The sequence below is a fragment of the Streptantibioticus ferralitis genome (genome assembly GCF_029223525.1).
GTDB lineage: Bacteria > Actinomycetota > Actinomycetes > Streptomycetales > Streptomycetaceae > Streptantibioticus_A > Streptantibioticus_A ferralitis.
On the sequence record NZ_JARHTQ010000028.1, the window covers coordinates 31,899 to 48,901 of the forward strand.

Sequence of the window (17,003 nt, forward strand, 5' to 3'; positions counted from 1 at the left end):
TCCCCGCGCCCCTTCAGGGCGCTGCCGGAGACCAACCACCTCGCATCCACACTGCGACACACCGAGCCCCGGGGCGCAGCCGAGTGCCGGGTCCGGGTCCCGTGACGGCGTCTGGCGGCGACCCCGTGCGGGGGTCCGGGGCGCGGCCCCGTGTCGGGGTCCGGGGCGTAGCCCCGCGTGGGGGTCTGGGGCGCGGCCCCGTGTCGGGGTCCGGGGCGTAGCCCCGCGTGGGGGTCTGGGGCGCGGCCCCGCGTCGGGGTCTGGGGCGTAGCCCCGCGTGGGGGTCCGGGGGCCGTAGGCCCCCGGGAAGAAAAAACTGCTTCCCCACGAGGGGCGCTAGCCCCGAGTGGGGCCGTGTTCCCGCCACCGGTTGGTGATGGGCAGTCGGCGGTCCTTGCCGAAGCCCTTGGCGGTGATCTTGGTGCCCGGCGGGTACTGGCGGCGCTTGTACTCTGCCGTGTCGACCAGCCGCAGGATCCGCTCCACCAGTGCCTCGTCGAAGCCCGCCGCCACGATCGCCGCGCGGCCCTGGTCCTGCTCCACATAGAGGTCCAGGACGCGGTCGAGGACGTCGTAGTCCGGCAGCGAGTCGGTGTCCACCTGGCCGGGACGCAGCTCCGCGCTCGGCGGCTTGACGATGGAGTTCTCCGGGATCGGCGGGGTCTGGCCGCGTTCGACGGCCGCCGCGTTACACCACTTCGCCAGCTCCCACACCTTGGTCTTGAAGACGTCCTTGATCGGCGCGAAACCGCCCACCGCGTCCCCGTACAGCGTGGAGTAGCCGCACGCCAGCTCGGACTTGTTGCCCGGTGCCAGCACCAGGTGGCCCTCCTGGTTGGAGATCCCCATCAGGGTGGTGCCGCGCAGTCGCGCCTGCAGGTTCTCCTCGGCCAGGCCGGTGAGGTGCAGCGCCTCCATGTAGGCGTCGAACATCGGGCCGATGGGCACGGTGCGGAAGTTCAGACCGGTGCGCCGCGCCAGTTCGGCCGCGTCGCCCTTGGAGTGCTCGGAGGAGTAGCGGGACGGCATCGACACCCCGTACACGTGCTGGGCGCCGATCGCGTCGCAGGCGATGGCCGCGACCAGCGCCGAGTCGATGCCGCCGGAGAGCCCGATCAGCACGCTGCGGAAACCGTTCTTCGCGAGATAAGCGCGCAGACCCACGACCAGAGCCGTGTAGATCTCCTCGTCATCGCCGAGCCGCGGCGCCTGCTCGCCGCGTACCCGCGGCTCGTAGGGCGCGAGCGGCTCCGCCGAGATCGTCCGGTGCTCGATGACCAGGCCGTCGTCGGCCGTGCCCGACGGCACCTCACCGGCGGCCGGCAGCTCCAGGTCGACCAGGACGCAGCCCTCCTCGAACTGCGGGGCGCGGGTGATCACTTCGCCCTCGGCCGACACCACGATCGAGTCGCCGTCGAAGACCAGCTCGTCCTGCCCGCCGATCATCGCGAGGTACGCGAGGGTGCAGCCCGCCTCCTGCGCGCGCTTGCGGACCAGCTCCAGCCGGGTGTCGTCCTTGGCGACCTCGTACGGGGAGGCGTTGACCGACAGCAGCAGCCCGGCCCCGGCGGTACGGGTGGCCGGGACGCGCCCGCCGTCCTGCCACAGGTCCTCGCAGATCGCCAGCGCCACATCGATGCCGCGCACCCGGATGACGGGCAGCGTGTCACCGGGCACGAAGTAGCGGAACTCGTCGAACACACCGTAGTTGGGCAGGTGGTGCTTGGCGAAGGAGAGCACCACACCGCCGCGGTGCAGCACCGCTGCCGCGTTCTGCGGCGCACCGGCGGGCTGGCCGTAACGCGGCTGGGCCTTCTCGCTGCGGTCCAGATAACCGACCACCACCGGAACTTCACCGAGCCCCTCGGCCACGAGCCGCGCCGCGAGCTCGGTCAGCGCGGACCGCGACGCCTCGACGAAGGAGGAACGCAGCGCGAGGTCCTCGACCGGGTAACCGGTCAGCGCCATCTCCGGGAAGGCGACGAGATGCGCGCCCTGATCGGCCGCGTGCCTGGTCCAGCGCACGATCGCGTCGGAGTTACCGGCGATGTCCCCGACGCAGGAGTCGATCTGATTGAGGGCGAGACGAAGTTGAGGCACGGGCCCAGCGTAATCGTCTATCCGACGCTATGGAGCCCGCGGGGTGCGTCTGCTGGCTCACACCCCCCGCGGGCCCGGTTCGCTAACCGCGGTAGCCGAGGAGCGTCATCATGCCGCTCTCCGCGTGGTAGACGTTGTGGCAGTGGATCATCCACAGTCCCGGATTGTCCGCGTCGAAGTCGACGTCCAGGGTCTGCCGCGGCAGCACTATCGCGGTGTCCTTGCGCGGGCCGCCGTTCGGCAGGGCGAACGTGTGCCCGTGCAGGTGCACGGGATGCCACATGGTCGTGTCGTTGCGGAACGACAGCCGCACCCGGTCGCCGGCGCGCACCGGAAGGCGCCGTGCGGGGCTGTACTTCTCGCTGTTGAGGCCCCAGTCGTACTTCGCCATGCCTCCGGTCAGCCGCAGCGGCACGGTGGCGTCCGGCCGCCGGGCGGGCAGCGCCGCGGACGGCGCGGCGCGCAACTGCCCGGCGGTGAGCGGTCGCCGGTCCAGCTCCGCCGGGCGTACGTCGCGTCCCGGGGCCTCGCCCGCGGTGGTACGCAGCACCGCGCGGGCCACCGCGTTCTTCCCTTCCGCCAGCGCGACCAGCGGAAACGCTCCGTCGCCCGCGGTGACCAGCACGTCGTACCGCTCGCCCATGCCCAGCAGCAGAGCGTCCGCCGTGGTGTGCGCGACCGGCAGGCCGTCGGCGTGGGTGACGGTCATACGGTGACCGCCGAGGGCGACCCGGAACGCGGTGTCACCGCCCGCGTTGATGATCCGGATCCGGAGCCGCTCGCCGGGCTTCGCGGTGAAGGTCTCCGGACTGTCCGCGGTCCGCCCGTTGACCAGGTAGTACGGGTACGCCACATCGCCCGCGTCGCCCCCGAGCAGCCTGCTCGTGGCGCCCATCAGCATGCGGCTCGGGCCCGGCGTGGCCATCCCCATGGCGCGCATGCCCGGCATCCCCGGCATGCCGTCACCGCCCGCGTCGGAGGAGCCGTGCCCACCGGGCGCTCCGGAGGACATCCCCGGGGACATTCCGCCGGACAGTTCGGTGAGCACGGCGTCTGGCGTGGAGCCGTCCACTCCGTCCACCCAGTCGTCCAGCACGACAACCCACTCCCGGTCGTACCGGAGCGGTTCCTTCGGGTCCTCGACGATCAGCGGTGCGTACAGTCCGCGGTCCTGCTGCACGCCGGTGTGCGGATGGAGCCAGTACGTGCCCGGACGCGGGACCGCGAAGCGGTAGGTGAACTGGGCGCCCGCCGCGACCGCGCGCTGGGTGACGTCGGGGACACCGTCCATGTCGTTGCGCAGCGCGAGACCGTGCCAGTGCACCGTGGTCGGCTTCGGGAGGTGGTTGACGAGCACGGCCTCCAGGGTGTCGCCCGCGGTGACGCGGATCTCGCGGCCGGGCAGCCGGTCGCCGTAGCTCCAGGTGCGGACGGTCGGTCCGCCCAGGTCCACCGTCGACTCGGCGGCGGTCAGCCGGACTTGGCGCAGCGGGCCGCCACCGCGCCGCCGCTCGGCGGCGGCGACCTCCGGACCGTTGGGGGACAGATAACCGCCGGCCGAGGGCTGGGGCCGGTTCGGCCCCCCGGTGGAGCAGGCGGCCAGCAGCCCGGCTCCAGCCAGGCCGAACCCCGCGCCGAGGGCGGCGCGGCGTGTGTACATACGCATGCGGAAGTGCACCTCATGGTGTCGATGGATGTGCATACAGGTGGTGGGCATGCGGCCGCGCGGGCGGCCGATGGCGGGGCCTATATGCGTGATACCGACAGACGGGCGAGGCACAGCGATATGCGGGGCGGCGGTATCGGACGGGGCATCCCCGTCAGACGCTCCCGCAGCGCCGCCAGGGCGGCCACCGCCCCCGCGTCCGCCAACCCCAGTGCGAGCCCGAGGGCGAGGAGGAGCGCGGTGCTCCACGCGCCGAGCACGGCAACGCAGACCGACAACGGGTCCATGGAGTGGGCGGGTTGGGGATGCCGATCATGGCCGGGGGAGGGCGACTCGGCGGCCGACAGCGGCACCGGCCGGGTGCCGGCCATGCCGTGTGCCGTCACCGGCGGCGCCGAGCTGATGTCCGCAGCCGCCGTCATCCCCGGCATGGCGGGCATGGCGGGCGCCGCGGGATGCCCGGCGGTGTGCATGGTGAAGATCCCGAACAGCAGGGCGGCGAAGAGCAGCAGTCGGCGAACCATCGCACACCCCCTGGTCTCGTTCGGCCTGGTGTCGTTCGGCCTGGTGACTTCCGGCCTGGTCACTTCCTGGCATCTCCTGCCGCACGGGCAGCTTCGGGAAAAACACTACACACCGCCACTGACAGCGACTCACCCCGGAATGCGTCGCCCGCAGCACCGCCAGACGATGGAGCCAGAGACCGACGGAACGGACCCCCATGGCGTCATCCCCGCATCGCCGACGGCGGCCGGGCGACCACCGCCCTGTCCCGGCGCCGGTCACAGCCGTGCCACTGCTGCTCGGGGCCGTCGCGTACACCGCCTGGGTCCTGGAGGTCGTCCTCGCCGCCGCACTCGGCCCTCGGCGGGCCTACCGCAGCGAACTGGCCGCCGCCGACCAGCCGCTCGGCAGCCTGTTCCGCGCTACCGACCTGGTGGCGGGCCTGGTCGTACTCGCCGGATCCGCCCTCGAACTCCCGCTGCCGCCGCGCCGCTGCCGGTCCACGCCCGCCAGGACGGCCCTCGCGGTGAGCAGCACCGCCGCCATGCTCGCCGCCCGCACCGCGCTGGTGGCGTTCATCCTGGCGGCACGGCGGCACGGCTGGTGGCCGCCGCCGCACCGGGCCGGACCGCCCCTCGTCCCCGCCGAACCGGCCGTCACCGTATGGGCGTTGAGCGCCACGGCCGCCATCCGGACCGGGCGCGGCACTTTGTCGCTGGTGGCGGGGCAGCGGCTGCTGGCCCTGCTGGTAGCGGTATGGATCGGCACGCTGGCGGTCTGCGTCGCCCGCCGCCCGGCGCCGGGCGGTGCGGCCGATGGGCGGCGGGCCAGGGGCGCCGCCCAAAGCACCCCAGTTCGCCCGCCGGCCCGGGCGATGCCGCCCCGAGAGGGCTGTCACCCGAAGCTCCCGCCGCCATGACCGCCCGCGAACTCCCCAGGTGCGCCGCGCAGGGCACCGCTCCGCCCGGCCGCATCCTGCGCGTCGGCGGCACCGCGCTGCACGTACTGCGCGAGGGCGCGGGGCCGGTATGCGTACTCAGCGGCGGACTCGGGCTGAGCTGGTTCGACTGGGATCCGGTGATCCCGCTGGTCACGCCGTACCGCACGGTGGTGCGGTTCGACCGGCCCGGGTACGGGTTCAGCGCCCCGCCGGTCGCCGTGCCCACCGCCGCCGCCGAGGCCGACCGGATCCGCCGGGTACTGGACGCGCTCGGCCTGCACGGACCGTGCACCGTCGCCGGGCACGCCGTCGCGGGCTTCCACGCCGAGGCCTTCGCCCGGCTGTACCCCGAGCGCACGGCGGGCCTGCTGCTGGTGGACGCCAGTGCCGAGGAAGCCCCGGAGCCGCCCACGGCCAGCGGGCTGCGCACCGCCGCCGCACGGGCGCTGGCCGCAGCCCTGACCGCTGCCGCCGTGCCGTACGTCCTCGGGCCGACGAGCCGCCGTCTGGCGTGGAGCGCGACGACGCTGGCCGGCTGCGACCCGGCCTCCGCACCACTGGTGCGGCGCACTTACCGCACCGGCCGGGTGCTGCGCGCCACCTTGCTGGAGAACGCCCGCTACCCGGACATGGCGGCCGAGATCCACGAGCTGCGCACCCGTCGTCCGCTGCCCGCGGTCCCGGTGACCGTGCTGGCCGCGTACGACGGCAGCGGGTCACGCCGGGCGCTGCACTGGCTGCGCCGTCAGCTGTGTCTCGCCGACGAACTCGGCGCCCGATTCAAGATCGTCACCCCGTCCGGGCACCTGATCATGATCGACCGTCCGCAGGCGGTGGCGTCCGCACTGCTCGACCCGGGCATTCCACTGGGGAGGGCGCGTACCTGAAGTGCCAGCTCATGTTCCACAATGGCGGTAAGCGTGTGACGTTCCGCGTAACGCGTCGGAAACCCTTCTCGGTGATACTGGTGTGCTCTGGGCAGCGCTCCGCTACAGTGCGCCGATCCCGGCGAGCAAGCCGTCTGACCTGCCCGTCTGACCTGCGAGGATAGAGCCCATGGATAAGCAGCAGGAGTTCGTGCTCCGGACGCTGGAGGAGCGCGACATCCGCTTCGTACGGCTGTGGTTCACCGATGTGCTGGGCTTCCTGAAGTCCGTCGCGGTGGCGCCCGCCGAGCTTGAGCAGGCATTCGACGAGGGCATCGGGTTCGACGGCTCCGCGATCGAGGGCTTCGCCCGCGTCTACGAGTCCGACATGCTGGCCAAGCCGGACCCGGGCACCTTCCAGATCCTGCCGTGGCGCGCCGAGTCCCCGGGCACCGCCCGGATGTTCTGCGACATCCTCATGCCGGACGGCTCGCCGTCGTACGCGGACCCGCGCTATGTGCTCAAGCGGACCCTGTCCAGGACCTCGGACCTCGGGTTCACCTTCTACACCCACCCCGAGATCGAGTTCTTCCTGCTGAAGGACAAGCCGGCGGACGGCACCCGGCCCACCCCGGCCGACTCCTCCGGCTACTTCGACCACACCCCGCAGCACGTCGGCCAGGACTTCCGGCGGCAGGCCATCACCATGCTGGAGTCCATGGGCATCTCGGTGGAGTTCTCCCACCACGAGGGTGCGCCCGGCCAGCAGGAGATCGACCTGCGGTACGCGGACGCGCTGTCCACGGCCGACAACATCATGACGTTCCGGCTGGTGATGAAGCAGGTCGCGCTGGAGCAGGGGGTGCAGGCCACCTTCATGCCCAAGCCGTTCTCGGAGTACCCCGGCTCGGGGATGCACACCCACCTGTCCCTCTTCGAGGGCGACCGCAACGCGTTCCACGAGTCCGGCGCCGAGTACCAACTCTCCAAGGTCGGCCGCTCGTTCATCGCCGGACTGCTGCACCACGCCGGTGAGATCTCCGCGGTCACCAACCAGTGGGTCAACTCCTACAAGCGCATCTGGGGCGGCTCCCAGCGCACCGCGGGCGCGGGCGGCGAGGCCCCCTCGTACATCTGCTGGGGCCACAACAACCGCTCCGCCCTCATCCGGGTCCCGATGTACAAGCCCGGCAAGACCGTCTCCACCCGTGTCGAGGTCCGCTCCATCGACTCCGGCGCCAACCCCTATCTGACCTACGCGGTGCTGCTCGCCGCCGGTCTCAAGGGCGTTGAGGAGGGCTACGAACTCCCGGCGGGCGCGGACGACGACGTCTGGGCACTGTCCGACGCGGAGCGCCGCGCCCTGGGCATCGAGCCCCTGCCGCAGAACCTGGGCGAGGCGATCGCCCTGATGGAGCGCAGCGAACTGGTCGCCGAGACGCTCGGGGAGCATGTCTTCGACTTCTTCCTGCGCAACAAGAAGCAGGAGTGGGAGGAGTACCGGTCGGAGGTCACCCCGTTCGAACTGCGGAAGAACCTGCCGGTGCTGTAGGTGCGCGGGTCAGAGCGCGACGACGCTTCGGGCCAGCGGCGGTGAACCGCTGGCCGGGCCGAACTCCTGAAGCGGTGGCCCGTGTCCCGCGACGTCTCCAGCCTTCAGGCATGTGCCGATACGCGACAGCGGCGACTTCCGCCCTGCCATCGGAGGCGCAGACCGTCTGGATTCTGGCCGCCGCCGTCGGTCCGCCAGTTGAGGAGGACGCATCAGCTTCCCTGAACGTGAGTGCCCGCCTTGCCACGCGCGGCAAAGCGGGCACTCACGCGAGTGGCGCCCCGCCACGGCCGTCGCTCGGTCGCGGCCCGGCGGCGTCATCGTGCACTGCGCCGCCGGGCGCGACCGTAGGGGGCTGGCCACCCGAACGGCTCGACGCCGAGGCCTGCTTGACCGCGGCGGGCGTGTCCGAGGAGGACGTCGCGGCGCTGTGCGTCAGGCTGGTCGGCTGACGGAGGTCAGTTCCAGATGCCGGTGATGTCGGATGCTGAGGCCGCGTTTCCGGCGTAGGTCAGGCCGTTCATGTCCTCGATGGTGCGCAGCAGGTCGTAGTGGCTGTAGGTGGTGGACGAGCTGCTGCCCGCTGTGACCGGCTGGCCGTACAGGACCGTCGGGATGTTGTTGGTGTCCGTTCCCTCGTCCTCGTCGAAGGTGACGATCAGGACGCTGTTGTGGGTCTGGGCCCAACTGGCATAGCCGCCGAGGTTGTTCTGCAGCCAGGTGTCACCGGTGCTGACCGAGCAGTCGTGCATGTCGTTGCAGAGGTTCGGGACCACGAACGACACCTGCGGCAACTGCGAGTAGTCCGTGGGGAATTGGTCGAACGTGTTCGCCGACGACGTCGGGACGTTGCTGAAGCCGAACCACGGGTTGTGCTTCTGCGCGTAGTCGCCGGTGCGACAGACCGTGTCGCCCTGACTGGGCAGCGACTCGTTGTAGCTGGCCCAGTTCTTGCCCGCGGCCGTCAGTTCCGAGCCGAGGTTCTCCGCCGAGCTGAAGCCGGGGGTGACGCAGGAGTCGTCGGTGATGCCCTGGGTGTCGCCGGAGAACAGCGCGTAGTAGTTGGGCTGGCTCGGATGGGTTTCCGCGTGCATGTCGGTCAGGTTCGCGCCGCCGCTCACCAGCGAGTTGATGTAGGGAGCGTTGGAGCTGCCGATGACCTGGTCGTACCCGTGGTTCTCCAGCATCACGACGATGACGTGGTCCGGCGTGGGAACGCCGTTCGCCGCGTGGGCCGGGGTGGCGACGGTGCCCGCCCAGGCGGCGGCCAGCGCGACGGCGGACGCCAGAGCGGTGAGGGCACGACGAGACGTACGAAGATTGGTGCTGGGCACTGCGGCCTCCGTGTCTGTGGGGAAGTACCGGGGCTGTGCGTGCGGAGCTCCGCCAGACTAGGAGTGGCGCCGTACCGCGGTCTGTGCTCGAACGGTGAAGATCTGGGGAACGCTACGGATACGCGCGAGGCGGCCGAAGGACGACGCTGAAGGACGGTGGTGACGTACCGGGTCGGGCCCCCGCCGGATACGCTCGCGGCGGACGCTGCGAGCGATCAAGGCGCCGCGGACCGACGACGCACCCGGGGCGATCAAGAGGAGGACGGGCCCATGCTGGAAGGGCGGCGCAGCAGTACGTTCAGCAAGCTGCTGCGGCACGGGTTCACCGACCCGGACGCGGCCGAGCGGCTGCTCGACGTCCCCGAGTTGTCGGCGGCGCGCGGCGATTCGGTGCTGCTGGACGCGCTCGGTGCGACCGCCGACCCCGATCTGGCGCTGCGCGGTCTGGTGCGGATGGTCGAGGCGCAGGAGCCCGCCGAGCGGCAGGCCCTGTTGGACACCCTGACCGGGTCCAAACCACTGCGCGACCGGCTGCTCGGTGTGCTGGGCTCCTCCGAGGCGCTCGGCGACCATCTGGCGCGGCATCCGCGCGACTGGCACGCCCTGGTGACCTACGAGTCGACCGATCTGCACCCCGGGATCGAGGAGTTCGAGCGCGGCCTGCGCCAGGGCATGGCGGACATGCCGGGCGCCGCCCCCGAGGACGCGCTGCGCGCCGCCTACCGCCGCTGCCTGCTGGCGATCGCCGCCCGCGACGTCTGCGGCACCAGCGACCTCGCGGAGACCGCCGCCGAGCTCGCCGACCTCGCCACCGCGACGCTGCGCGCGGCGCTCGCCATCGCCGAGGCCGAGCAGCCCGCGGACGCCGCCGCATGCCGACTCGCGGTGATCGCCATGGGCAAGGCGGGCGGACGCGAGCTGAACTACGAGTCCGACGTGGACGTGATCTTCGTCGCCGAAACCCCGGACGGCGGCGACGAGGGCAAGGCACTGCGGGCGGCGACCCGGCTGGCCGCCCGTATGATGCGGGTCTGCTCGGCGACCACCTCAGAAGGCACCATCTGGGAGGTCGACGCCAACCTGCGCCCCGAGGGCAAGAACGGCCCCCTGGTACGCACCCTCACCAGCCATCTCGCGTACTACCGGCGGTGGGCCAAGACCTGGGAGTTCCAGGCCCTGCTCAAGGCCCGCGCGGTCGCGGGCGACCCGGCTCTTGGCCAGGCCTACATCGAGACGCTCTCACCGATGGTCTGGCAGGCCGCCGAGCGCGAGCACTTCGTCACCGACGTACAGGAGATGCGCCGCCGTGTGGTGGACAACATCCCCGCCGCGCATCTGGACCGCGAACTCAAACTCGGCCCGGGAGGCCTGCGCGACGTCGAATTCGCCGTCCAGCTCCTGCAGTTGGTGCACGGCCGCACCGACCCGGCGCTACGCAGCGGCACCACGCTGACCGCCTTGAGCCAGCTCGCCGAGGGCGGCTACGTGGGTCGCGCGGACGCCGCCGCGCTGGACGCCGCGTACCGGTTCCTGCGCTCCATGGAACACCGCATACAGCTCTACAAGTTGCGGCGTACCCACCTGGTGCCCGAGGGCGACGCGGATCTGCGCCGACTCGGTAGATCGCTGGGCTTCCGCTCGGATCCGGTGGCCGAGCTGAACCGGGAGTGGCGGCGGCACGCGGTGGAGGTGCGGCGGCTGCACGAGAAGCTGTTCTACCGTCCGCTGCTCGACGCCTTCGCCCAGCTCGAACCCGGCGCCGCCCGGCTCAGCCCGGACGCCGCCCGGCAGCGGCTGGAAGCGCTCGGCTACGCGGACCCGGCCTCCGCGCTGCGCCACCTGGAGGCGCTGGCCTCCGGCGTCAGCCGCAAGGCGGCGATCCAGCGCACGTTGCTGCCGGTGCTGCTCGGCTGGTTCGCCGACTCCGCCGACCCGGACGCCGGTCTGCTGAACTTCCGCAAGGTGTCGGACGCCCTGGGCCGCACCCCCTGGTACCTGCGGCTGCTACGGGACGAGGGCGCCGCCGCCGAGAACCTGGCCCGGGTGCTCTCCGCCGGACGCCTCGCCCCCGATCTGCTGCTGCGCGCCCCCGAGGCGGTCGCACTGCTCGGCGACCCCGAAGGACTGCGGCCGCGCGCCCTGCCCGCGCTGGAACAGGAGGTGCTGGCCGCCGTCAAGCGCGCCGACACCGCGGAGACCGCCGTCACCGTGGTGCGCGGTGTGCGCCGCCGTGAGCTGTTCCGTACCGCGGCGGCCGATCTGACCGGCGGCTTCCATCCCGAGGACGACCCCGGCGCGGCCGTGGACGCGGTCGGTACCGCCATCTCCGACCTGACCACCGCGACCCTCGCGGGCGCCCTGCAGGCCGCCGTCAACGCCGTCGGCGCGGGGGAGCCGCTGCCGACCCGGATCGCCGTCATCGGGATGGGCCGCTTCGGCGGCCGTGAGCTCGGCTACGGATCCGACGCCGATGTGCTGTTCGTCCATGAGCCGGTGCCGGGCGCCGAGGAGCACGAGGCCGCCAAGGCAGGGCTGAAGGTCGCCAACGAACTGCGCAGGCTACTGCAGATTCCCACGACCGACCCGCCGCTGATCGTCGACGCCGATCTGCGCCCGGAGGGCAAGAGCGGCCCGCTGGTGCGCTCGCTCGCCTCGTACGCCGCCTACTACCGGCGCTGGGCGCTGGTGTGGGAGAGCCAGGCGCTGCTGCGCGCGGCACCGGCGGCCGGTGACCCCGATCTGGGCGCGCGGTTCATCGAGCTGGTCGACCCGCTGCGGTACCCGGCCGAGGGGCTCGGCGAGGAGGCGGTACGCGAGATCCGGCGGCTCAAGGCCCGGATGGAGGCCGAGCGACTGCCGCGCGGCGCCGACCCCACCACCCACACCAAGCTCGGCCGCGGCGGACTGTCCGACGTGGAGTGGACGGTACAACTGCTGCAGTTGCGGCACGGCTGGGTCGAGCCCGGTCTGCGCACCACCCGCACCCGGGAGGCGCTGGCCGCCGCCTGCGCGGCCGGTCTGGTCGACGCCGAGGACGCCGCCATCCTGGACGAGGCCTGGGTGCTGGCCACCCGGGTGCGGAACGCGGTCATGCTGGTGCGCGGCCGCCCCGGCGACACCTTCCCCAGCGACGGACGGGAGCTGGCGGCGGTCGGCCGCTACCTCGGCTACGGAGCCGGGCAGGTGGGCGCCATGGTGGACGACTACCGCCGTATCACCCGGCGCGCCCGGGCGGTGGTGGAGCGCCGCTTCTACGAGTACGAAGCGTAGACGTCGGTTACGCGGTGGCCTTGGCGGTCTTCGCCACGTACCGCGGCAGCCGGTACATGAAACGCCCGTACACCGCGTAGGAGACCGAGAACCCTATGGCGAGGCAGACCACGCCGCCCAGCGCGTCCAGCCAGAAGTGGTTGGCGGTGGAGATGATCACGACCAGGGTGGTCACCGGATACAGCACCCCCAGCACCCGCGCCCACGGCGGGCGGGCCAACGTCGCGATGGTGATGCCGCACCACAGCGACCAGCCGATGTGCATCGACGGCATCGCCGCGAACTGGTTGGAGACATGGGCCAGATCGCCGGACGCCATCGAACCCCAGGTGTGGTGCACGGCGACGGTGTCGACGAAACCGGGGCCGCCCCGCATCAGCCGCGGCGGCGCCAGCGGGAAGAAGTAGAAACCCACCAACGCGATACCGGTGGTCGCGAAAATGGTGAGCCGAGCCGACGCGTACCGCCCCGGATGTCGGCGGAACAGCCAGACGAGCACCGCGATCGTCATGATGAAGTGCAGCGTCGCGTAGTAGTAGTTCATACCCACGATCAGCCACGTCACGGAGTTAATAGCGTGGTTGACGTGCTGTTCCACGGCAACGCCGATGGACTGCTCCAAGTGCCAGACCTGGAGCGCGTGATGCATCGCGGACTTCTCCTGCTCGGGCACCGCGTTGCGTACCAGCGAGTACACCCAGTAGCTGACGCCGATGAGCAGAATCTCGAACCACAGGCGGGGTCTGCGGGGTTTGCGAAGCCGGGAGATCAGCGTGCGCTGCACCTCCGTGCGGCGGTCCTCACGCGCTGCTCCATCGGCTTCGATGGAACCGGTGGAGCGCGCAGGGACGGCCGTACGGCCTTCCAGGATCTTCGCTGTCGGTTCCCCCATAGGCGGACAGTCTGCCAGATGCTCTCCACTCACAGATCATCCCTTGGTCGGGTCTTCGACATCCCGAGTACGCCTCAGGTCCGACTGCGAGTGCGGTTTCGGATGCCACGCGACCCAACGGGCCGGGAGCCGACAAATCGGGAACCGCGCAGAATCGTGGGAACCTACGAGCCCAGTCCGATCATGATCCCATACGCCCGAACGGGTGAATCGTGGGCGCCGCGGCCGAGGCTCACACACCCCACCAGACCGCCGTATCACCAGGCAGTACCACCTCAGCGCCCGGCGCTGCATCGATGTCCGCGCTGGCCAACAGCGGCCGCCCCGGCACGCGGACGGGCAACGGGTGCGCGGTCAGGTTGACCGTGCACCCGAGGCCGCCCCGGGCGCTGTCCCGACGGAACGCCAGCACGCCTTCCGGAGCGTCCAGCCAGGTCACGCGGTCGCCCGCGCCCAGTGCCGGGTGGTCCCTGCGCACCGCGAGCGCGGCGCGGTAGAACTCCAGCGTCGAGTCGGGGTCACCGGTCTGCGCCTCGACGCTCAACTTCGCCCAGCCCTCCGGCTGCGGCAGCCAACTCGGGCCGCCGTCGACCGGACCGAAGCCGTACGGGGCCGCGCTGCCCGACCAGGGAATCGGCACCCGGCAGCCGTCACGGGTGCCCTCCTGTCCGCTGCTGCGGAAAAAGGCCGGATCCTGTCGGAACTCGTCCGGCAGTTCCGTCACCTCGGGCAGCCCCAACTCCTCGCCCTGGTAGAGATACGCGGAGCCGGGCAGCGCCAGCATCAGCAGCGTCGCCGCCCGTGCCCGGCGCAGTCCGCGCGCCGCGTCACCGACGCCCAGGCGCGTCGAGTGCCGTACCACGTCGTGGTTGGACAGCACCCAGGTCGCGGGGGCGCCCACCGCGCTCATCGCGGCGAGCGAGTCCTCGATCACCCGGCGCAGTTCGGCCGCGTCCCAACCGGTGGTGAGGTACTCGAAGTTGAACGCCTGGTGCAGTTCGTCCGGACGCAGGTACAGCGCGCTGCGCTGCACCGTCGGGGTCCATGCCTCGGCGACCGCGATGCGCTCGCCCGGGTAGCTGTCCAAGACGGTGCGCCAGTCACGGTAGATCTCGTGCACACCGTCCTGGTCGAAGAACGGCAGCACCTGGTTGCCGAGCAGCTTCAACTGCTCGTCGTGCCCGATGTCGGGCAGGCCGGGCGCCTTCACCAGCCCGTGCGCCACATCGACCCGGAAGCCGTCCACGCCAAGGTCCAACCAGAACCGCAGGATCGACCGGAACTCCTCGTGCACCGCCGGGTGGTCCCAGTTGAAATCGGGCTGTTCGGCGGCGAACAGGTGCAGATACCACTCGCCGGGCGTCCCGTCCGGTTCGGTCACCCGGGTCCAGGCCGGTCCGCCGAAGATGGACTCCCAGTCGTTCGGCGGCAGTTCACCGTCCGAGCCCTTGCCGGGACGGAAGTGGAACCGCTCGCGCAGCGCCGATCCCGGCCCCTCCCGCAGCGCCCGCTGAAACCACTCGTGCTGGTCGGAGCAGTGGTTGGGCACCACGTCCACGATCACCCGCAGCCCCAACGCATGCGCGTCCCGTACCAGGTCGTCGGCGTCGGTGAGGGTGCCGAACATCGGGTCCACCGCACGGTAGTCCGCGACGTCGTACCCGGCGTCGGCCTGCGGTGAGGCGTAGAAGGGCGAGAGCCACACGGCGTCGACGCCCAGCTCCCGCAGATACGGCAGACGCGCCCGGACGCCGGGCAGATCGCCCATGCCGTCGCCGTTCGCATCCGCGAAACTGCGCGGATACACCTGGTAGATGACCGCCTCACGCCACCATTCGGAGCGTTCCTGACGGTCGGGGAGACGGGGCGTCGGGCAGACGGCGTCGGCGAGATGCTGGCTGGTCATGGATTCTGCTGGACCTCCGGGGGCGCGGCCATGGCCTACGTCAGTGCGGCGAGGGTACTGCCGTCCGGCAGTCGGCCGCTGAGCTCCGGGTGACTCGTCGGCTTGGCGGGTACGGCCAGGGTGTGGCCGTCAGCGGTGCTGCGCACCGCGCCGCCAGCGCTGATCGACGTCACCTCGGGGCTGCCCGCCGCCACCAGGTACCAGTGGCCGGTGGGCGACTTCCACAGCACGCCGGACAGCACACCGGGCGACATCGGGCCGCAGGCCGCGGTGGACTGCCCGCGGGCGACCACGGTGGCCGGGGTGTTCGCGGCGGTCGCCGGCGGCACGAACTGCACCGAGACATGGTCGGCGCCGGACCAGGTGTCGGCCCGGGTGCACAGCCAGTTCGCCGTACCGGCGTCGTCCGGCAGCTGCTGGTCGGCGAACTGCCAGTTCCCCACCGTACGCACGCCGTTGCCACGCGCCGCAGCGAGCCGGCAGGCGGCGTGCGCCCAATCGCCCAGCGCCTGCGGGTCGTTGACCTCGCCCTGTTTGGCGCCCGGTCCGCTGGCATGGGTCAGATGGGCGGGGGTGAGCTCCGCCAGATCGGTCAGCAGGAACGGCTGCTGATCGGGGGTGCCCGCCCTGGGGGTCAGCCGCATCGCGGTCCACGAGGAGTCGGCGGCGCCGCACGAGCCGTCGGCGGCCGGCACCGGCACCGGGTCGGTGACACCGTCCGCCGAGCGCTTCAGCGGCTGCGGCGCCCCGCCGGGCTTGAGGAGGTTCCGCAGCTCCGCGTGCTCGATCCACGGCGCGGTCAGATAGCGGGCGTTGCCGTCGGACCTGGTGACCACCACCGCGGACGCCGAAGCGGTGGACGCGCCGTCGACCCGGGCGAAGTCCAGCACCGGCGCCGCGCCGCCGTCCACCGGCTCCGCGTACCGCACCACCCGCAGGCCGTCGTAGAGCAGCACCACGCCCGCACCCTCCACATCCCCCGCGAACAGCAGCTGCGGCGAGGTGACCGGCGGGGTCTGCGCGGTGCCCGGGGTGGCCGAGACCCGTACCGCGTCGCTCGGCCGGGCCCATACGTCGAGCGCGCGCTGCAGCAGGCCATGGTCGTCGGTGCGGTCGCCGCGCGCAGGCCAGGAGGAGAAGTCCAGTCGGGCGGTGCGCGTCCAGGTGCCGGAGTCCGCGCGTACCACCCCGGACGGGTCCAACACCCGGTTCAGCGCGGCCTGTTGCGGCCCCAGCGGCCCCGCGGCCCCGAAACCGCCGCCGCCACCGTCCCCCGGCACCCCGAGCAGCGCGACGGCGACGGTGGCCGCCGCGGCGATCGCCGCACCGGCCCGTACGTGCTGCCGCCTGCGCATCAGATCGGTGGGCCGGGCGTGCACCACGCACGGGTCGAACTCGGCGGTGGCCAGCGACCGGAAGTCCACCGTCTTCGCGGCGGCTGACGCGTCGTGCATGGCCTTGCGCGGGGCGGCCACCCCGACCGCCGCCAGCAGCGCCGTGGTCTGCTCCTCGTCGAGGCCCTCGACCCCGCGCACCGCGTACGCGGCCCGGGCCGGGGCGTCCAGCTCGGACAGGGCGCGGTCCAGCGCGAGCTCGTCCATGTCCCCGGTGCGCGGAAACAGCCGCAGGCCCAGCACCTGCGGCGGCAGCGGCGCGGCCACCAGGGCGGCCCGCGCCCAACGCCGCCATCCGGCCTGCCGCCTGCCGTAGGCCAGCGCACCCCGCACCACCTCGCCCCGCACCAAGGCGTACGCCGGATCGGCGTCCTCGCCGACCCCGGTGGCCGGACGCCGGGTGCGCGGCAGGGCGCGCTGCACCAGCCGGTGCGAGAGCAGTACCCGCCGATGCCGGCCCATGGCGGCGGGCAGTGTGACGTACGCGATCCGCACCAGCCGCGGATAGTGCTCGACGAGCGCCGCCTCGGCGTCGTCGACATCCACGGGCTCGGCTTCCACGGCTTCGACGTCGGTCAC

Annotated in this window: 11 protein-coding genes; 4 read left to right on the plus strand and 7 right to left on the minus strand. The window is 72.0% G+C overall.

The window, feature by feature from the left end; translation table 11 throughout:
- Positions 1-336 precede the first annotated feature (336 nt).
- The 3 genes from P2L57_RS31010 to P2L57_RS31020 form a co-directional block, all read right to left on the minus strand.
- Positions 337-2,100: an NAD+ synthase gene (locus P2L57_RS31010; RefSeq protein WP_275820160.1), complete on the minus strand. Its 1,764-nt coding sequence runs from the start codon at positions 2,098-2,100 to the stop codon at positions 337-339.
- 82 nt (positions 2,101-2,182) lie between these two features.
- Positions 2,183-3,766 carry a multicopper oxidase family protein gene (locus P2L57_RS31015; protein WP_275820162.1) on the minus strand — a complete coding sequence of 528 codons (1,584 nt, stop codon included), beginning with the start codon at positions 3,764-3,766 and terminating at the stop codon, positions 2,183-2,185.
- 80 nt (positions 3,767-3,846) lie between these two features.
- Entirely contained in the window at positions 3,847-4,353 is a 507-nt protein-coding gene (locus tag P2L57_RS31020) for a hypothetical protein (protein WP_275820164.1), read from the minus strand.
- 134 nt (positions 4,354-4,487) lie between these two features.
- Between P2L57_RS31020 and P2L57_RS31025 the strand changes: the two genes are divergently transcribed.
- The 3 genes from P2L57_RS31025 to glnA2 all read left to right on the plus strand — a co-directional run bounded on the left by P2L57_RS31025 (position 4,488) and on the right by glnA2 (position 7,628).
- Positions 4,488-5,189 carry a DUF998 domain-containing protein gene (locus tag P2L57_RS31025; RefSeq protein ID WP_308292527.1) on the plus strand — a complete coding sequence of 234 codons (702 nt, stop codon included), beginning with the start codon at positions 4,488-4,490 and terminating at the stop codon, positions 5,187-5,189.
- Positions 5,186-6,097 (plus strand): alpha/beta fold hydrolase, encoded by a 912-nt coding sequence (locus tag P2L57_RS31030; protein ID WP_275820166.1) that lies wholly within the window; start codon positions 5,186-5,188, stop codon positions 6,095-6,097. Before P2L57_RS31025 ends, P2L57_RS31030 begins: the two co-directional genes overlap by 4 nt.
- Before the next feature lie 169 nt (positions 6,098-6,266).
- Positions 6,267-7,628: a gamma-glutamylpolyamine synthetase GlnA2 gene (glnA2, locus tag P2L57_RS31035; RefSeq protein ID WP_275820168.1), complete on the plus strand. Its 1,362-nt coding sequence runs from the start codon at positions 6,267-6,269 to the stop codon at positions 7,626-7,628.
- A gap of 458 nt (positions 7,629-8,086) precedes the next feature.
- On the opposite strand, the gene P2L57_RS31040 is transcribed toward glnA2, so the two are convergent.
- A complete protein-coding gene (locus P2L57_RS31040; RefSeq protein ID WP_275820171.1) occupies positions 8,087-8,962 on the minus strand; it encodes an alkaline phosphatase family protein in 876 nt (291 codons plus the stop codon).
- A 270-nt stretch (positions 8,963-9,232) separates the two neighbouring features.
- Here P2L57_RS31040 and P2L57_RS31045 point away from each other — a divergent pair, with 270 nt between their 5' ends.
- A complete protein-coding gene (locus tag P2L57_RS31045) occupies positions 9,233-12,232 on the plus strand; it encodes a bifunctional [glutamine synthetase] adenylyltransferase/[glutamine synthetase]-adenylyl-L-tyrosine phosphorylase (protein ID WP_275820173.1) in 3,000 nt (999 codons plus the stop codon).
- A gap of 7 nt (positions 12,233-12,239) precedes the next feature.
- On the opposite strand, the gene P2L57_RS31050 is transcribed toward P2L57_RS31045, so the two are convergent.
- From P2L57_RS31050 to P2L57_RS31060, 3 genes are all read right to left on the minus strand, one after another.
- The gene (locus tag P2L57_RS31050; RefSeq protein WP_275820175.1) at positions 12,240-13,124 is read right to left on the minus strand and encodes a phosphatase PAP2 family protein; all 885 of its coding nucleotides are present in this window, start codon (positions 13,122-13,124) and stop codon (positions 12,240-12,242) included.
- Positions 13,125-13,356: 232 nt separating this feature from the next.
- Positions 13,357-15,030 carry a glycoside hydrolase family 13 protein gene (locus tag P2L57_RS31055; RefSeq protein ID WP_275820177.1) on the minus strand — a complete coding sequence of 558 codons (1,674 nt, stop codon included), beginning with the start codon at positions 15,028-15,030 and terminating at the stop codon, positions 13,357-13,359.
- Positions 15,031-15,065: 35 nt separating this feature from the next.
- Positions 15,066-17,003 (minus strand): hypothetical protein, encoded by a 1,938-nt coding sequence (locus P2L57_RS31060; RefSeq protein ID WP_275820179.1) that lies wholly within the window; start codon positions 17,001-17,003, stop codon positions 15,066-15,068.

Bases quoted from the DNA above. Each gene is read 5' to 3' on its own strand.
- P2L57_RS31015 (WP_275820162.1), bottom strand. From the start codon at position 3,766: ATGCGTATGTACACACGCCGCGCCGCCCTCGGCGCGGGGTTCGGCCTG.
- P2L57_RS31025 (WP_308292527.1), top strand. From the start codon at position 4,488: ATGGCGTCATCCCCGCATCGCCGACGGCGGCCGGGCGACCACCGCCCT.
- P2L57_RS31030 (WP_275820166.1), top strand. From the start codon at position 5,186: ATGACCGCCCGCGAACTCCCCAGGTGCGCCGCGCAGGGCACCGCTCCG.
- glnA2 (WP_275820168.1), top strand. From the start codon at position 6,267: ATGGATAAGCAGCAGGAGTTCGTGCTCCGGACGCTGGAGGAGCGCGAC.
- P2L57_RS31045 (WP_275820173.1), top strand. From the start codon at position 9,233: ATGCTGGAAGGGCGGCGCAGCAGTACGTTCAGCAAGCTGCTGCGGCAC.
- P2L57_RS31050 (WP_275820175.1), bottom strand. From the start codon at position 13,124: ATGGGGGAACCGACAGCGAAGATCCTGGAAGGCCGTACGGCCGTCCCT.
- P2L57_RS31055 (WP_275820177.1), bottom strand. From the start codon at position 15,030: ATGACCAGCCAGCATCTCGCCGACGCCGTCTGCCCGACGCCCCGTCTC.